The organism is Streptomyces sp. 3214.6, assembly GCF_900129855.1.
Lineage (GTDB): Bacteria > Actinomycetota > Actinomycetes > Streptomycetales > Streptomycetaceae > Streptomyces > Streptomyces soliscabiei.
The window spans coordinates 4,195,139-4,210,653 of the sequence record NZ_LT670819.1; the positions used below are offsets into that span (position 1 = coordinate 4,195,139).

Annotated in this window: 16 protein-coding genes and 1 pseudogene; 8 read left to right on the plus strand and 9 right to left on the minus strand. The window is 70.9% G+C overall.

Translation table 11 applies throughout. The features are described 5' to 3' along the window. Positions 1 to 261: 261 nt before the first annotated feature. Positions 262 to 636, minus strand: coding sequence for an ArsR/SmtB family transcription factor (locus B5557_RS18705; RefSeq protein ID WP_399324786.1), 375 nt, complete (start codon positions 634 to 636; stop codon positions 262 to 264). A gap of 50 nt (positions 637 to 686) precedes the next feature. Between B5557_RS18705 and B5557_RS18710 the strand changes: the two genes are divergently transcribed. After that, positions 687 to 1,655, plus strand: coding sequence for a quinone oxidoreductase family protein (locus B5557_RS18710; RefSeq protein ID WP_079660545.1), 969 nt, complete (start codon positions 687 to 689; stop codon positions 1,653 to 1,655). Between the two features lie 12 nt (positions 1,656 to 1,667). On the opposite strand, the gene B5557_RS18715 is transcribed toward B5557_RS18710, so the two are convergent. After that, positions 1,668 to 2,618: an isopenicillin N synthase family dioxygenase gene (locus tag B5557_RS18715; protein WP_231976452.1), complete on the minus strand. Its 951-nt coding sequence runs from the start codon at positions 2,616 to 2,618 to the stop codon at positions 1,668 to 1,670. Between the two features lie 79 nt (positions 2,619 to 2,697). Beyond that, positions 2,698 to 3,156 (minus strand): nucleoside deaminase, encoded by a 459-nt coding sequence (locus tag B5557_RS18720; protein WP_079660547.1) that lies wholly within the window; start codon positions 3,154 to 3,156, stop codon positions 2,698 to 2,700. Positions 3,157 to 3,301: 145 nt separating this feature from the next. Here B5557_RS18720 and B5557_RS18725 point away from each other — a divergent pair, with 145 nt between their 5' ends. Beyond that, positions 3,302 to 4,087, plus strand: coding sequence for a CDP-alcohol phosphatidyltransferase family protein (locus tag B5557_RS18725; RefSeq protein WP_079660548.1), 786 nt, complete (start codon positions 3,302 to 3,304; stop codon positions 4,085 to 4,087). Between the two features lie 125 nt (positions 4,088 to 4,212). On the opposite strand, the gene B5557_RS45950 is transcribed toward B5557_RS18725, so the two are convergent. Further along, entirely contained in the window at positions 4,213 to 4,800 is a 588-nt protein-coding gene (locus tag B5557_RS45950) for a DUF7848 domain-containing protein (protein WP_079660549.1), read from the minus strand. 139 nt (positions 4,801 to 4,939) lie between these two features. Between B5557_RS45950 and B5557_RS18735 the strand changes: the two genes are divergently transcribed. From B5557_RS18735 to B5557_RS18760, 6 genes and pseudogenes are all read left to right on the plus strand, one after another. Next, positions 4,940 to 5,839 (plus strand): helix-turn-helix domain-containing protein, encoded by a 900-nt coding sequence (locus B5557_RS18735; RefSeq protein ID WP_079660550.1) that lies wholly within the window; start codon positions 4,940 to 4,942, stop codon positions 5,837 to 5,839. Next, a pseudogene (locus B5557_RS45200) lies at positions 5,814 to 5,918 on the plus strand (DUF397 domain-containing protein); the annotation flags it as partial. The gene B5557_RS18735 and the pseudogene B5557_RS45200, both read left to right, overlap by 26 nt. Before the next feature lie 61 nt (positions 5,919 to 5,979). Further along, entirely contained in the window at positions 5,980 to 6,204 is a 225-nt protein-coding gene (locus tag B5557_RS18745; protein WP_079660552.1) for a type II toxin-antitoxin system VapB family antitoxin, read from the plus strand. Continuing rightward, positions 6,201 to 6,617, plus strand: coding sequence for a PIN domain nuclease (locus B5557_RS18750; RefSeq protein WP_079660553.1), 417 nt, complete (start codon positions 6,201 to 6,203; stop codon positions 6,615 to 6,617). The genes B5557_RS18745 and B5557_RS18750 overlap by 4 nt, the downstream gene beginning before the upstream one ends. A gap of 114 nt (positions 6,618 to 6,731) precedes the next feature. Then, a complete protein-coding gene (locus B5557_RS18755) occupies positions 6,732 to 8,936 on the plus strand; it encodes a hypothetical protein (protein ID WP_231976395.1) in 2,205 nt (734 codons plus the stop codon). Beyond that, positions 8,936 to 10,501, plus strand: a complete 1,566-nt coding sequence (locus tag B5557_RS18760) for an ABC transporter substrate-binding protein (protein WP_079660554.1) — start codon at positions 8,936 to 8,938, stop codon at positions 10,499 to 10,501. The genes B5557_RS18755 and B5557_RS18760 overlap by 1 nt, the downstream gene beginning before the upstream one ends. Here B5557_RS18760 and B5557_RS18765 read toward each other — a convergent pair. The 5 genes from B5557_RS18765 to resB all read right to left on the minus strand — a co-directional run bounded on the left by B5557_RS18765 (position 10,498) and on the right by resB (position 15,515). Continuing rightward, positions 10,498 to 10,899 (minus strand): hypothetical protein, encoded by a 402-nt coding sequence (locus tag B5557_RS18765; RefSeq protein ID WP_079660555.1) that lies wholly within the window; start codon positions 10,897 to 10,899, stop codon positions 10,498 to 10,500. The genes B5557_RS18760 and B5557_RS18765 overlap by 4 nt on opposite strands. Before the next feature lie 37 nt (positions 10,900 to 10,936). Next, positions 10,937 to 11,902 carry a CU044_5270 family protein gene (locus B5557_RS18770; RefSeq protein ID WP_079660556.1) on the minus strand — a complete coding sequence of 322 codons (966 nt, stop codon included), beginning with the start codon at positions 11,900 to 11,902 and terminating at the stop codon, positions 10,937 to 10,939. Continuing rightward, positions 11,899 to 12,501 (minus strand): RNA polymerase sigma factor, encoded by a 603-nt coding sequence (locus tag B5557_RS18775; RefSeq protein WP_173877703.1) that lies wholly within the window; start codon positions 12,499 to 12,501, stop codon positions 11,899 to 11,901. The genes B5557_RS18770 and B5557_RS18775 overlap by 4 nt, the downstream gene beginning before the upstream one ends. A gap of 105 nt (positions 12,502 to 12,606) precedes the next feature. Then, a complete protein-coding gene (ccsB, locus tag B5557_RS18780; protein WP_079660557.1) occupies positions 12,607 to 13,707 on the minus strand; it encodes a c-type cytochrome biogenesis protein CcsB in 1,101 nt (366 codons plus the stop codon). Next, positions 13,704 to 15,515, minus strand: a complete 1,812-nt coding sequence (gene resB, locus B5557_RS18785; protein WP_079660558.1) for a cytochrome c biogenesis protein ResB — start codon at positions 15,513 to 15,515, stop codon at positions 13,704 to 13,706. The genes ccsB and resB overlap by 4 nt, the downstream gene beginning before the upstream one ends.

Genomic DNA, 15,515 nt, shown 5'->3' on the forward strand with positions numbered 1-15,515 from the left:
CGACCGTGAGCTGGGCCGTGCCCTTGCTCTCCGAGCCCGTGTTCTGCGAGCCCGCGCTGCCCGGGGCCGTGTTCCCCGAGGCCGTGTTCTGTGAGGTCATGCCCCGAAGGTAGGAGCGGGCGGGCAGGCCGGTCCACGAGCCAGTGGGGGGTCGCGTCGATGGGCCCATCGAGGCAGCCGATGCCCGCAGGCAGACCGCCGTGCCCGCACGGGCGGCCGGGCCGGGCAGGCCGGGCAGGCCGGGCAGGCCGGGCGGTGGTGTCAGTCGCGACGGAGGACGAGGGCGAGCAGCCCGGGGAAGCGGGCGTCGAACTCCTCCCGCCGCAGCCGGTTGACCCGCCTGGGCCCCTCGTCGCGCTGCTCGACGAGACCGGCCCCGCGCAGCACGGCGAAGTGGTGGCTGAGGGCCGCCTTCCCGACGGGCACGTCGAAGCTGCCGCAGGCCCGCGTCCACTCGGGCGAGCCCGCCAACTCCCTGACGAGGGTGAGTCGTACGGGGTCGGCCAGCGCGGCGAGCGCGGTCAGGACCGGGACGTCGTCGGGGTGGGCATGCTCGGGTGCGGCCCGATGACTGACGCTGCGCTCTGCCACGCCCGACTCCTTCGCGCTGCTTGCCGAGTGTTCGACAGAAACCATACACTCGCGAGTGTTCGCTTTTCATTGAACAGACGGGCGAGGAGTCCGGCATGCGCGCGATCGAGTTCCAGCAGTACGGCGGCCCCGAGGTCCTGGAGGCGGTGGAGGCGGACGTGCCCGAGCCCGGCCCCGGCCAGGTGAGCGTCGACGTGGCCTACGCCGGGGTGAACTTCGCGGACCTCAAGGCACGCGCGGAGGGCTACCGGGTCCCGGCGCTGCCGTTCCGGCCCGGACTGGAGCTCTCCGGCCGGGTGCGAGCGGTCGGCGACGGCGTGACCGGGCTGTCCGTGGGCCAGGAGGTGACCGCCCTGACGCAGAGCGGCGCGTACGCGGAGGTGGCCGTGGCCGAGGCTGCGACCGTCTTCCCGCTGCCGCAGGGCGTCGACCTGCGCACGGCCGCGAGCCTCCTGACGGTGCTGCCGACGGCGTACGCCCTGGTGCACACCGTGGGCCGGCTGCAGCCGGGCGAGAGCGTCCTGGTGCAGGGCGCGGCCGGCGGGATCGGCACCGTCGCCGGCCAGTTGGCGAAGGCGGCGGGCGCGGGCGCGGTGTACGGCGTGGTGTCGTCGGCGGCCAAGGCCGAGTACGCCCGCGGCCACGGCTACGACGAGGTGTTCGTCGGCGACTTCGAGAAGGCGGTACGGGCGGCGACCGGCGAGCGCGGGGTCGATCTCGCCCTGGACCCGGTGGGCGGCGAGACGCTGAAGGCCTCCCTGGCCTCCCTCGCGGTCTTCGGCCGCCTGGTCTCCTTCGGCAACGCGAGCTCCGCCGAGCCGTGGCAGGTGGGCCAGCCGGAGCTGTACCCCACCGGCCTGTCGGTCGGCGGCTTCTCGATCCTCACGCTGGCCCGGACCGCCCCCTCCGAGCTGCGGACGCTGGTCGAGCGGGCGCTCGCCAAAGCCGCCGACGGGACGGTGTCCCTGCCGGTCACCGCACAGTTCGCCCTGGCGGAAGCGGCCCAGGCACACCGGCTGATGGGGGCCCGAAAGAGCACCGGCAAGCTGCTGCTGAAGGTCTGAACCACGCGGCGCTCAGTTCACGGTGATCGAGTCCAGCTTCTCGCGCAGGTACGCATGGGAGTCGGTCGGCTCGTACGCCACCCGGCCGACCGGGGCGGGCACCGACTCCACCAGCGTCCCCGGGGTGCACTCGCCGAAGTACACGAGGGACATCAGCTCCTCGGCGGGCTCGTCGGCCGGGGGCGGCAGGACCCGGTGGCGGCCGGAGCGCCAGCGGTCGCCGGTCCAACGGGCCAGCAGATCACCGACGTTGACGGTGAAGGCGGCCGGATCGAAGGGCGCGTCCTCCCAGCCGCCGTCGTCCGTCCAGACCTGGAGTCCGCCCTTTCCTGCCTGCCGGTCGAGGATCGTGACGGTGCCGAAGTCGGTGTGCGGGCCGATGCGGAACTGACCGGACTGCGGCTCGCCGACGACCTCCGTGCCCGGATACCAGTTGATGTTGAAGCCGTAGGTGGGATGGTCCATGTGGCGGGAGAAGAAGTCCGGTTCGAGGCCGAGGGCCTGGCCGAGCAGGGACAGCAGCTCCTTCTCCAGCTCGGCCATCCGCTCCAGGTACTCCTCGCACAACACCTTGAGCAGTGGCGTCTGCGCCGGCCACACGTTCGGCGCGTACCACTGGGCGTTGATCACCGGGTCGTCGAAGGGCTCGTGGGTGGCGAAGGTCAGGGACTCCTTCAGGTCGGGAGGCGTCTCGGTCCCCTCCGCATAGCCGTTGGCCTCCGCGCCGGGCCCGAGCCAGCCCCGTCCGCCGACCTTCGCGGCGTACGGCTGCTTGGCCTCGACGGGGAGGGTGAAGAACGCCCGGGCGACCTCCCGGATGCGCTGCCGCAGGACGGGGTCGACGCCGTGCCCGGTGACCAGCAGGAACCCCGCGCTCTGCAGGGCCTCGTCGACGGTACGGGCGATCGCGGCCCGGCTCTCGGGATCGCCGTCCAGCCAGGGGCGCAGGTCGACGGTCGGGATGCGGGACGGGCGGGGGGTATGGAGGGCCGGGGTCTGGGAGGCCGGGGTCTGGGGGGCCGGGGTCTGGGGGGCCTGGGGCTCACTCACCGATGTCCTCGTTCCACAGGGCCGGGTGGGTGTCGATGAAGTCGCGCATCATCGCCACGCACCCGGGGTCGTCCAGGAGCACGATCTCTACGCCGTGTTCCGCCAGCCAGTCGTGGCCGCCGTGGAAGGTGACCGCCTCGCCGATCACGACACGCGAGATGCCGAACTGGCGGACCAGTCCGGAGCAGTACCAGCAGGGGGACAGGGTCGTCACCATCGTCGTACCGCGGTACGTGCGCTGTCGCCCCGCCGCGCGGAACGCGGCCGTCTCCGCGTGCATCGAGGGGTCGCCGTCCTGGACACGGCGGTTGTGCCCGCGGCCCAGCAGGACGCCGTCCGGGCCGTAGAGCGCGGCCCCGATCGGGATGCCCCCCTCGGCGAGCCCGGCCCGGGCCTCGTCGACGGCGGTGGCGAGCCAGGTCCGTGCCGTCGCCTGATCCAGAAGGTCCATGACCTCATGCTGCTGTGGCGGGCGGCCCGGGGCAATGCGGGACCACTCGTACGGGGTGTCCGCCCACGCAACCGCCCCGCCGAGGAGGCCACTTGAGCGATCTGTAGCCTGGCCCGATCATCGTGGGCTCGTGGGAGGAACGTTCATGGTTGCTGCTCCGGTGTTGGAGGAGCTGCGGGAGGTCTGTCAGCCGCAGGCCAAACTGGCGAGCCGCAACGGCGAACACTGGGCGGGCCGGCTGTACATGCGGCGGGTCTCCCTGCGCTTCACCCGCCAGCTGGTGCGCACCCGAGTCACCCCGGACCAGCTGACCTGGACGATGGTGGGGTGCGGGGTGCTGTCCGGGGCCGCGCTGCTGATCCCGGGCCTGGCCGGGGCCGTCCTCGCGGCCCTCCTCATGCAGTTGTTCCTGCTGTTCGACTGCGTGGACGGCGAGGTCGCCCGCTGGAAGGGCCAGAACAGCGCGACCGGCATCTACGTCGACCGGCTCGGCGCGTACCTCGCCGACGCGGCGCTGATGATCGGCTTCGGCTTCCGCGCGGCGGAGTCGGGCCTCGGCGGCTGGGCGGGCTTCAACGGCTGGGTGTCCCTCGGCCTCGCGACGGCACTCGGCGTCGTGCTGCTGAAGGCCTCGACCGACCTGGTGGACGTGGCCCGCGCCCGCCGGGGGCTGGCCGTCGCCGACGACGAGTCCACCGCGCCCCGCTCGCAGGGCGTGGCCTCACTGCGCCGGCTCGCCGCCGCCTTCAAGATCCACCGGGTCACCAACGGCATCGAGGCGTCCCTGGTCCTCGTCGTCGTGGCGTTCGCCGACGCGGCCACCGACTCCGTCGACCCGACCCGCTGGGCGCTCGCCGCCATCGCCGTCATCACCTGGCTGATGGTCCCGGCCCACCTGCTGTCGATCCTGTCGTCGTCCCGGCTGCGCTGACGATCTCCGGGTGGTCGGGCACCCGGATCTGCGTGATCAGGCAGTGCTCGGCCGAACCTGCTCAGATCGCGTGGCGTACCAGGCGGTCGACTCTCACGTGTACCTGCGGGAGAAGCTGGACTCGATCACCGCGGAGTGAACACCGCGTAGTCGGCGACGGTGCGGCGGTAGCGGGTGTGCCCGGTCTCGTGGGTGTGGCCGCGCTGCCATTCCTCCACGTCGGAGGGGTTCCGGTGGGCACCGGAACCGGCGTGGCAGTCGGCGCACGACGTCTCGTACTCCGCGTCGGCCGAGGCGTCCGGGACGAGTGCGTACTCCTGGAGGCCCAGGAAGGCTGTGTGGTATCGGCGTTGGTGACGGCGCAGGAGTACGTTCGCGTCGGTCTCGGCGGTGCCGTCGCGGCGGGCCCTGGCCTGTTCGCGGAGACCGGCCAGGTCTTCGCAGGCGGCGCAGTCACGGACGGGGGCGGGAGTGGGCGGATCCTGCGATCCCTGGAACGAACGGGAGTTGGCGGCGCGGACGCCCGCGCTGAGGCGTTCACCGGTGGTAGCCGGGCGGATCAGCTCCGGGCGGGCTTCCCACTCCCGTCCTCCGCCGACCGGGCGCAGCAGCGCATAGGGGCCCGCCTTGCCTCGGTACTCGCCCACCTTGTCCGACCTGGGGTCGTAGACGACCGTTCCCGTTTCGATCTGGCTTTCGGTGTGCTCGGTCATGCCCCGTCCGTGCCCTCTCCGTATCGACTTCGTGACTCTGGGTGTGTAGAGCGTCGCGTGCGGGCACGGTCCGCATCAATGCCCGACGCGTGCCACGCGCGCATGTCACGGAGGGGGACGGCCCTTGACCACCAACGCCATGCTGTTCGGGGAGCTGTTACGCCACTTCCGCGAGGGGGCGCTGCTGACGCAGGAGGCGCTGGCGAGGGCGATCCCGTGCGACAGGTCTTTTGTGGCCCGCGTGGAGGCGGCGACCCGGGTACCGCAGGACACGTTCGCCAAGAAGTGCGATGAAGTGCTGGGTACGGGTGGGGCGTTGGGGCGGCTGTGGGGGCGGGTCGACTGGTACGCGGCAGTAGAGCATCCCGACTGGTTCAAGCGGCGCGCAGAAATGGACACGGAGGCGGTCTCCCTCTGGGAGTACCAAGAGCGCGTGATGCCAGGCATGTTGCAGACGCCGGAGTACGCACATGCTCTGTTCTCGCGTGTCGCCAGCGGCGATGAAGTGGAGGAACGCGTTCGAGCGCGATTGAGTCGACAGCAGCGATTCCTGACCGAGGGCGGCCCGTTGTACGTCGTCGTCATGGACGAGAGCTGCCTGCGCAACGTCGTGGGCAGCTCGGAGGTCATGCGGGACCAGTGCGCACACCTGCTGAGCGTTGGCCGACGCTCCAACATCCGTATCCAGGTGGCCCCCGCGGATTTCCCTGAACTCCTGCGCCCCAACGTTTCCATGTCGCTGATCGAGCTACCTGACGGGCACCGATGGGTGTACTCGGAGTCGGTGGACCGTGGCCATTTCAACGACGATCCGGCCGTCTTCACAAGCCATAGCCACGCCTATGATGTGCTCAGGGCGGACGCTCTGTCAGCCCGGGAGTCCGCCGTCCTGATCGGCGACGCGATGGAAGGGTACGGGCGGCATGCGCAGGCAGGAACTCAACGCGGCGATCTGGATCAAGAGCAGCTACAGCGGCGAGAACGGCGGCAACTGCCTCGAAGTCGCCCCCGAATTCACCTCCGTCGTCCCCGTCCGTGACAGCAAGCGTCCCGACGGTCCCTTTCTCCTCCTTACCCACACATCCTGGGCCGCGTTCGTCACGTCCCTGAGCCTTTGATATCGACTGTCGAGTTTTTTGATATCATGGGGAGTGTAATGCCCTGGACCGAGGAGGACGCATGGCTCGGACAGTCATCGACGTCGACGATGAAATGCTCGCCGAGGCGGCAGCGATCTTCGGCACTACGACCAAGGTCGCGACGGTGAACGCCGCTCTGGAGGACGCGATCAAGCGCAGGAAGCGCGCGGCCTTCCTGGGCTGGCTCGCGGAAGGCGGGCTGCCTGACCTGACCGGTCCGGTCGAAACCTCGAAGACCGTGGACGACCCGCACCAGGCCGCATGAACGACCGCTACCTCATCGACAAGTCCGCGCTCGCCCGCTACCCGAAACCGGCGGTTCGCGCGGTGATCGATCCGCTTCACAATGCGGGCCTGCTGGCGGTGTGCGGCGCTGTCGAACTTGAAATTCTGCACAGTGCCCGTTCCAAGGCGGACGCGGAGCGGATCCGCGATGAGATGCGGGGCTTCGACTGGTTGCCCACGCCGGACGAGGCGTGGGACCGTGCGCTGGACGTGCAGACGCGGCTCATCACAGTCGGCAACTGGAAGGCTCTGTCGGTCTCCGACCTGGTCATCGCGGCGACCGCCGAGCGTCATGGTGCGACGGTCCTGCACTACGACGGTGACTACGACATGATCGCCGGCGTGACGGGCCAGCCGACCCGCTGGGTGGTCTCGCCGGGCACCGCCGACTGAACCGACCACCCCGTACCGGAACTTTCGTAACCCAACGGACACCACGCGATCTGGCACATAGCAACTCCCTCTCCTTACCCTTGCGTTGGGAACCGGCCCTGGGGGAGGTGCGCGGTGCACGGACGGTTGTACGGGCGTGGGGCGCTGTTCGACGTCGAGCCCGCCGGTCTTGTACCGCGACTCGTGGGGATGCGTCCGTACGAGCTGCACACGGAGCGGCTGGAGCATCCCGGCGGGCCGCCGCTGCTGGTGCTGGCCGGCGGGCGCGGGGTCGGCAAGAGCGCGGTGCTCGGGGAGTTGTGGGACGCGTACACCGAGCACAACCGCCGGGGTGAGGCCCGTCGGCGTACTCCGGTCGCGTTGATCGACTGTGAGGACGAGCAGTTCGCGGGGCCTCCGCACGAGGAGAGCCCCGAGTCCTGGTCGCCGGTGTGGCAGGCGTTGCTGGTGGTCGCCGAGCAGTTGACCGAGCCGGTGAAAGCGGCGGGGCAGCTCACCTTCCCGCGGCTCACGGCGGGGCTGGTGGCCGTCCGCGCCAGTGACTGGAGCGGGCGGACCGACTCCGACCGCATCCGGCGCGAACTGGTGCGGATCCTGCTGCTGAACGAGCGGGCGACGCGGTTCAGTCTGGCCGGGCGCTGGGCCGCCAAGGTCGCCTCGAAGGTGATCGCGGCGGCCAGCGGCGGGGGCCCGTTCGTCGCGGCGACCGTCGAGGCCACCCTGGAAGCGCTCTCCGAGGGGGTCACGCACCGCAAGGAGCAGCGGCCGGCCACCTGGTACCGGTCGTATCCGAACGCGGGCGGCAACGCCAAGCGCGGGCTGCTGCTGCTCGCCGGGAACTTCCGCGCCGGGGGCACCTCGCGCGAGCACGCCGAGCGGTGGCTGGTGCGGGCGCTGCTCGCCGACCTGGCCGAGGCGTACTCCGGGATCGGCTCGCACCTCACACGGCTCGGGCGGCCGCTCGTGCTGTTGGACAACGCGCGTAGCGGGCCCGGTCCGGGGCTGCTGGACGCCGTCCTGCGGGACCGGGCCGACGGCGTCGCCGACCAGGTGGTGTGGGCGGCGACCGTCCGCGGCACCAACCATCCCGCGCTGGGGGACGCCGTCCGCCGCGAGCTTCCGGACGTCGCCCGGGTCACGGACTGGGAGCCGGGCAGCTCACCCTCCTCGCGGGCGCTGCTCGTGCCGCTGCCGCCGCTCTCCCCCGACGACACCCTGCACATGGTCGGCGCGGTCTGCGACGACGTCGAGATCCCGCCCCAACTCCCGCACGCCATCCACCGGTTGACCGGCGGCAACCCGCTCGGCATCGTCCTGCTCGCGACCGCCGCCCGCCAACACCCGGACAAGGCCGCCTCGTTGGGGCGGCTGCTCATCGCGAAGGTCAAGCTGGAGGAGGGGCAGGCCGACGACGGCCGTCCCGCCTACGCCGAACTGCTCGGCCGGCTGGCCCCCGAGGACCGGCTCGACGAGCTGACGGTCCTCGCCGCCGCCCACGGCCACGACTCCGCCGTAGCCCTCGCGCACGCCCAGCTCCCGGACGACTTCGGCTCGTCCGGCGTACGGTCGCTGCGGGCGCGGCTCGCCGAGGAGGGGCTCGCGGCCTCGCCGGGACACTTCGTCGGCGACCCCTTCGTGCGGACGTTGCTGCTGCTGCGCCTGCACCACCGGCACTCCGACCACGCCAAGTGGCGCGAGGTGCACGAGACGCTGATCGCCCACTTCGCGACCGGCCCCGGCTTCCGGACCCCGCATCCCGGCGTCGACGCCTTCCGCCTCTACCACGAGCTCTCCCTCGGCGACACGGCCGGCGCGGTGGCGCACCTGCGCGACACCTTCACCACCCTGCGCACCCGCACCTGGCTGGACACCCTCCGCTTCCTGGCGTCCGCGCCCTACTTCCACGCGCACGACGCCGAGGGCCGCGACGACGGCCACGAGGATCGCCGGTCCGCGATCGCGCTGGGGCGCACGGACGCCGCCCAGGAGCCCCCGGAGGGCGTCAACGCATCCCTCCACCTGCGGATACGGCGGCTGCTGCACGCGATGTGGCAGGTCACCGACCCGCTGGTGCTGCCGGATCCGAAGGTGTGCGGGCGGCTGGAGTTCGAGCTGCTGCAACTGTCCGACCTGCGGCCCGCCGGGGGCGCGCTGCTCTTCGCAGCCTCCCAGGCCTGGCCCCGGGACGCCCTCGCCGGCCGCCCCCTGCGCACACCGGCCGAGGACGGCGACGGAGACGGCGACGGGAGCGGGAGCGGGGGCGGGAACGGGCCGGACGACGGGGACGACGACGGGGACGACGGGGACGGGGTGGCGTGATGGCCGACGGAGGCAGGAACGGCGACAGAAGTCCGCTGGTGCGGTGGCTGCGGGAGGTCTGGGAGATCCGCCTCTACCGCTATCTGGCGCTGCTGGTCACGGCGGCCCTGGTGGTCGGGGTGGTCTTCGCCGTGCGGGCGGTCACCGAGGAGAACCGTGCCTGCGGGCCCGGCGTGGCCCGTCCGGCCGACAGCGACGAGTGCGTGGGCGTGGCCACGGGACCGTACGACTTCGGGCATGCCCAGCTGCGGGACACGGTGCAGGCCATCGACCGGGAGAACGACCGGCTCAAGGCGGGCAGTTACGTCACCATCGCGCTGATGCTCCCGTACACCGCGTCCACTCCCTCCACGCTCAGCGACATCCAACACGAGGTGCAGGGCGCGTACCTGGCGCAGTGGCAGGCCAACCACACCTCCAACGGGCAGGCCCCGTCGATCCGGCTGGTGCTCGCCAACCCGGGGGCCACCAGCGACCACTGGGAGACGATGGTCGACCAGTTGGAGCGGATGACGAAGAGCGCCGACCGGCTGCGGGCGGTCGCCGGGGTCGGCCAGAGCACCGACAACAACAAGAAGGCGGTCGCAGAACTGACCGCGCGGGGCATCCCGGTGGTCGGCGCGTCCATCACCGCCGACGACCTCGCCAACGGCCGGCGCGGCAAGGACCCGCTGCCCGGGCTGGCCCGGGTCGCCCCCACCAACACCGACGAGGCGCGCGCCCTGGCCTCGTTCGCCAAGGTCAACGCGGGCCGGGCGCTGCTGGTGTACGACAAGCCGGGCGACCCGTACACGCGGACGCTCCAGACGTCGTTCGCCGCGCTGCTCAAGGGCTCGCCCTACGAGCCGCAGCCGTTCACCCCGCCCGCCGACCGCACCCAGGAGGGGACGACGGCGAACACCTTCCGGCAGATCACCCACCTGGTGTGCGACACCTCGGCGGAGACCGACACGATCCTGTTCGCCGGCCGCCACACGCAGTTGCGCCAGTTCATCAACGCGCTCGGCACCCGAGGCTGCCAGAACCGCAGGTTCACGGTGCTGACCGGCGACGAGGGCTCGTATCTGTCCGGCGACAAGAAGCTGGACCGCACGGCCCTCACCCACAACCTGTCCGTCCGCTACACGGCCCTCGCCCACCCGGACGCCTGGACGCAGTCCCCGCCGGGGCGGGGCGGCTCGGCGGCGGACGCGAAGGTCCTCACCGACCTCGTCGCCCGCGCCGTCCGCGAGCCCGTCGGCCCGATCGGCCCGGTCGCCCTGGACGACGGCCAGCTGATCATCGCCTACGACGCGATCACGCTGGCCGTCCACGGCATCCGTGAGGCCACCCCGGACGGCGGGACCGTCCCGCCCCTCGCGGACGTCGGACTGCAGTGGCCGCAGGTCAAGGGCTCGCTGCGGGTGAACGGGGCGAGCGGCTGGATCTGCCTGGACGTGCACGGCAACCCGTACGACAAGGCCGTACCGATCGTGGAACTCCACGCCGACGGCGGCTCGCGCTTCGTGCGCATCGCCTGGCCGGAGGGGAAGCCGCCGGCGGGGGAATGTCTGCCGCCGTCCTAAGCCCCGCCGAGCATATCGACCAGACGTTCGAATCTAGCCCGCCACTCCTGCTCGCCCTCGCCCTCACCCTGGAACTCGCGGGTGAAGCGCAGGACCGTCCCCTCGTCCCCGTCCCGCTCCAGGTGGAAGCGGATCCGGCCGCCGTCCGCCACCGTGTACTCGGCGACCCGGTCCACGTCCCACGCGGTGACCTGCCCCGCGCCCAGGCCGCGCAGGGCGACCGTGCCGCCGAGCCGGGGTTCGAGGACGTCGACGGCCGTCCACCAGCCGCCGAGCCCCTCCGGCGTGGACAACGCCGGCCAGACCGCCCCCATGCCCCCCGGGACCCGCACCAGGAAGTGCAGGATGTGCGTGTTCCCGTGGGTCTGGCTGGTGCCCTGTTCGACGGAACCGCTCATGACACCAGCCTGACCCCCGGGAACCGGTTTCGCACGGTTACGGCCGCTCGCCCGCCTTGTCGACGACGGCGCGGCGCAGGATGGCGTCGTCCTCGAACACCGACCCCTTCTTGAACTTTCCGTAGTCCCGGGTGAGGGTAGTCCGCTGCCCGATCATCTGGTGCGTCTTCTCATCGAAGATCCATTCGACCCGGAGCGGCATTTTCGCGTCCTCACGAGCGACCGCCACGCCGTGCCGTCCTGTCACGTCCACGGCGTCCTCGTCCACGGTCACCCCGGGGAGACGGGCGGCGGCCTGGTAGAACGCGGCGGCCTGTGCGGGCGGCACGATTCCCTGCCCCATCAATTCGCCCACACGCAGGAAGATCGTCTGGTCCCTCTCGAGGACGACGGGTGACACGCCGCTGAACAGGTACACCAAAAACGCGGAGGGGGCTTTTTGGAACCAGTCGTACATCGCGTCCGGGTTGGTGGGCAGGGACTTGAGGTAGTTGTATCCGGCGTACACCTGGCTCGGGAACTCCTCCGGCCGATAGGCCGGGTAACTCACGTCGCGCGGCTCGGTCTCGTCCCGGATCACACCCTCGCTGTGGCCGTCCACGGACACCCAGACCTCCCTGCGGTGCAGGGGGGCGACGACCCGCTTTCCGTCCTTGCCGATCTTGACGGCGGACGATTTGGACTCGACGTAGGTGAACTGGTCGTCGCGGATCTCGCCGTACCCCGTCGCGTGCCCGGCGGCCAGCGCCGCGTCCTCCAGGACGGCGGCCGCCGTGGTGACGCGCGGTCCGGAGCCGGAGTCGCCGGACGACGGCAGCAGCGTGAAGGTGACGGCGGCGACGGTCGCCACGGCCGCCGCCGTGAGCGCGGGGCGCAGCCACGGGTTCCGCTGGCGGACGGGGGCCTGGTCCTCGTACCGGATCTCGGTCATCAGATGCTCCTTGAGGAGTCGGTGACGGCCCGGCGGAAGGTCCTTCTCCGGCAGTTCTGGAGTCTGGTTCATCGGTTTCCCTCCCTCAGGGGGCCGACCGCGGTGATGCGGTCACCTCTCATCTGTCCGTTGTTTTGCGGGAGTTCCAGGTATTTCGCGAGTTTCGTCCGCGCCCTCGACAACCGCGACCGCACCGTCCCGACCGGCACACCCAGCGCCTCGGCGGCCGCCGCGTAGTCCAGCCCGCCCCACACGCACAACGCCAGCACCTCCCGCTCGGCCCGCCGCAGCTTCGCGAAGGCGCTGCGTACGAGGGCGAGTCGCTCGGCGTCGTCGAGACGGCCCGCGATCTCCTCGGCGAAGTCGTCCAGCGGCTCGCCGCGCGGCAGCCGGGCGACGGCCGCCGCGTGTCTTCGGGCCGCGCGGCGGGTGTTTCGCGTGACGTTGGTGGCGATGCCCAGCAGCCACGGGCGAAGCGAACCGCCATCCTCGTCGAGCTTCTCGCGCAGCCGCCAGGCGTCCAGGAAGGTCAGCGAGACGACGTCCTCGGCGACCGTCCACTCCCCCGTGAGCCGGTAGGCATGGTTGTAGACGGAGCGTGCGTAGGCGTCGAAGAGCTCACCGAAGGCGTCGTGGTCCCCCGCGCGGATGCGTTTCCTCAGACTGCTCATCGTGCTTGGAGTCGTATCCACGTCCCCTTACCTGTCCGTACGACGAAGGCCGGTTCCTGTGACCTGAGCCACGGGAACCGGCCTTCTCGGTACGAGAGTTACGACTTACACGCCCGCGTACGAGTGCTTGCCGGAGACGAAGATGTTGACGCCGTAGTAGTTGAACAGCCAGCAGCCGAAGGCGATCATCGCCAGGTAGGCGGCCTTGCGGCCCTTCCAGCCGGCCGTGGCACGGGCGTGCAGGTAGCAGGCGTAGGCGACCCAGGTGATGAACGACCAGGTCTCCTTGGGGTCCCAGCCCCAGTAACGGCCCCACGCGTCGCCCGCCCAGATCGCGCCCGCGATGATCGTGAACGTCCACAGCGGGAAGACCGCCGCGTTGACGCGGTACGCGAACTTGTCGAGGGACGCGGAGGCGGGGAGCCGGTCGAGCACCGAGTTCGCGAAGCGGCCCGGCTTGCCACCGGTCGCGAGCTTGTTCTCGTAGGAGTCCTTGAACAGGTACAGGATCGTGGCGACCGCGCCGACGTAGAACACCGCGCCGCAGAAGATGGCGGTGGAGACGTGGATGTACAGCCAGTACGAGTGCAGGGCCGGGACCAGCTGGTCGCTCGCCGTGTAGAGGACGGTGACGGCGAGGCCCAGGTCCAGCAGGACCGTGGTGATCAGGAACAGGCCGAGCCAGCGCACGTTCTTCTTCAGCGCCAGCAGCCCGAGGTACACGCCGACGGCCACCGTGGAGAAGGTGATGTTGAACTCGTACATGTTGCCCCACGGCGCGCGTTCCACCGAGGCCGCGCGGGCCACGACGCCGGCCAGCTCGACCAGGAAGGCGAGCACCGTGAGGGAGACGGCGATCCGGCCGTACATGTCGCCCTGCTCGTCACCGCCGTGCGCGCCCGGCCCGTCGGGCACGTCGCGTGCGCCGGCTGCGGAGCGCACCACGACCTGCGGGCGCTCCAGGACGGCCGTGCCGCCGTTCTTCTTGACGGTGACGGCCGGGCCCTTCGCCGCGGCCTGCGCCTCGGCGGTCAGCGCGGCGGCGGTGCGGCCGACCTTGCTGCGGCTGCCGAGGAGCCATTCGGCGATGTACGCGAAGAAGGCCAGCGTGTAGACGGCCATCGAGGAGTAGATCAGCGTGTTGCTGATGTTCGCGAGATTCTCGTTGGAGGCGGCGGCCAGATCGGTTGCGGCGGCGAGAGTCACTTCTCAGACCCTTCGGCAGGTACGACTTCGGGTTCGGGGGAATCGGTGGGGTCAGGTTCCGGGGCTCCGGGAGCCTGGTCGTACAGGGTTCCGGCGAGGTCGCCGAGTTCCTCGGGCACCTTGGCGGACTCGCTGCGGCCCAGGCCGGCCATCTCGACGACCGTGACGCCGTCGGCGTCCTTCACCGCACGCACCCACACCCGGCGGCGCTGGACGAACAGGGACGCGGCCAGGCCGAAGATCGCGGCGAGCGCGCCGCCCAGCGCCCAGCCGCTGCCCGGCTGCTGGGTGATCTGGAAGTTCGCCCACTGCTGGGTGCCCTCGTAGGTGATCGAGCCGGCACCGCCCGGGAGGGTCAGGGTCTCGCCGGGCTTCAGGTTCTCCCGCACCTGCGCGCCCTTGGCGTCCTTGAAGTCCTTCATGTGGGTCTTCTCGAGCTGGTACACGCTCTGCGGGATGCCCGAGTTGACGCCGAGGTCACCGTGGTACGGAACGAGGTTCAGCACGGGGTTGAGCAGCGCGGGGAAGCTGGAGGCCGTCTCCATGCCCTTGACGTACGACGGCAGGAAGAACGCCTGGAAGGCGAGCTGCTCGGAGACGCCCTTGGCGTTCTTGTAGCCGTCGTAGACCTTGACGACCCCGGAGGAGGTGACGTTGGAGTCCAGCGGCAACAGCGGTACGGCGTCGCTGTAGACGATCTTGCCCTTGCCGTCCCGGACGGTGACGAGGGGGGCGTAGCCGTGGGCGGTGAGGTAGACCTTGGAGTCGCCGATCTCCAGCGGGTGGTTGACCTTGACGACGTCCTTCTTGCCCTTGCCGTACGCGCCCACGCTGTAGGTGAGGGCGGCCTGGTAGGTGCGCGGGGTGCCCTTGTTGGGGCCGCTCGTCTCGTACGTGCCGGTGAACTTGTCCAGCCTGAAGCTGAACGGCGTGAGGTCGTCGGTGTTGAAGAGGGTGCCGGACTTGAAGTCGTCGTACTGGGTGAGGGTGTTGGAGAAGCCGCCGTCGCCCTCGACGACCAGCTTGTTGCCCTCGGACTTGTACAGCTGGCCCCAGGCGAAGGCGACCAGCATCACGATCAGCGCGACGTGGAAGGCGAGGTTGCCGACCTCCCGGAGGTAGCCCTTCTCGGCGGCGACGGCGTCCCCGGCGAGGTGCGCCCGGAAGCGGCGCTTCTTCAGCAGGGCGAGCGCGGCCTCGCGGACCTGCTCCGGCTCGGCCTCGGTGCGCCACGTCGTGTACGCGGGCAGCCGGGTCAGACGCTTGGGCGCGCCCGGCGGACGGCCGCGCAGCTGGCCCACGAACTGCCAGGTGCGGGGAACGATGCAGCCGATGAGGGAGACGAACAGCAGGATGTAGACCGCGGAGAACCACGCCGAGCTGTAGACGTGGAAGAGGCCGAGCCTGTCGTAGACCGGCGCGAGCGTCCGGTGCGCCTGGCGGAAGTCGGCGACCTTCGTCTCGTCGGTACCGGACTGCGGGATCAGCGAGCCGGGGATCGCGCCGAGCGCCAGCAGCAGCAGGAGCAGCAGCGCGACCCGCATGGACGTGAGCTGACGCCAGAACCAGCGGGCCCAGCCGACGAGCCCCAGGCCGGGCCCACTGGCCAGGGAGTCCACCGGCGCGGTGGACAGCTGGGAGCCGGCGGCGCCGATGTCCTGGTCGTCGGGGGCGACGGGGGCGACGGGGGTCACCTCACCGGTCGTCGAGGTCGTGCCGGTCGGGCTCTCGCCGGTTGTCGGGCTCTTGCCGGTTGTCGGGCTCTTGCCGGGTGTCGGGCTCTTGCCGGGTGTCGTGGTCTTGCTCAT

What these genes read in the sequence shown, in the direction of transcription:
- B5557_RS18765 (WP_079660555.1), bottom strand. Translation starts at nt 10,899, where the DNA reads ATGAGCGGTTCCGTCGAACAGGGCACCAGCCAGACCCACGGGAACACG.
- B5557_RS18775 (WP_173877703.1), bottom strand. Translation starts at nt 12,501, where the DNA reads ATGAGCAGTCTGAGGAAACGCATCCGCGCGGGGGACCACGACGCCTTC.
- B5557_RS18760 (WP_079660554.1), top strand. Translation starts at nt 8,936, where the DNA reads ATGGCCGACGGAGGCAGGAACGGCGACAGAAGTCCGCTGGTGCGGTGG.
- B5557_RS45950 (WP_079660549.1), bottom strand. Translation starts at nt 4,800, where the DNA reads ATGACCGAGCACACCGAAAGCCAGATCGAAACGGGAACGGTCGTCTAC.
- B5557_RS18735 (WP_079660550.1), top strand. Translation starts at nt 4,940, where the DNA reads ATGCTGTTCGGGGAGCTGTTACGCCACTTCCGCGAGGGGGCGCTGCTG.
- B5557_RS18750 (WP_079660553.1), top strand. Translation starts at nt 6,201, where the DNA reads ATGAACGACCGCTACCTCATCGACAAGTCCGCGCTCGCCCGCTACCCG.
- B5557_RS18770 (WP_079660556.1), bottom strand. Translation starts at nt 11,902, where the DNA reads ATGAACCAGACTCCAGAACTGCCGGAGAAGGACCTTCCGCCGGGCCGT.
- resB (WP_079660558.1), bottom strand. Translation starts at nt 15,515, where the DNA reads ATGAGCAAGACCACGACACCCGGCAAGAGCCCGACACCCGGCAAGAGC.
- B5557_RS18705 (WP_399324786.1), bottom strand. Translation starts at nt 636, where the DNA reads ATGGTTTCTGTCGAACACTCGGCAAGCAGCGCGAAGGAGTCGGGCGTG.
- B5557_RS18745 (WP_079660552.1), top strand. Translation starts at nt 5,980, where the DNA reads ATGGCTCGGACAGTCATCGACGTCGACGATGAAATGCTCGCCGAGGCG.
- B5557_RS18710 (WP_079660545.1), top strand. Translation starts at nt 687, where the DNA reads ATGCGCGCGATCGAGTTCCAGCAGTACGGCGGCCCCGAGGTCCTGGAG.
- B5557_RS18720 (WP_079660547.1), bottom strand. Translation starts at nt 3,156, where the DNA reads ATGGACCTTCTGGATCAGGCGACGGCACGGACCTGGCTCGCCACCGCC.
- B5557_RS18725 (WP_079660548.1), top strand. Translation starts at nt 3,302, where the DNA reads ATGGTTGCTGCTCCGGTGTTGGAGGAGCTGCGGGAGGTCTGTCAGCCG.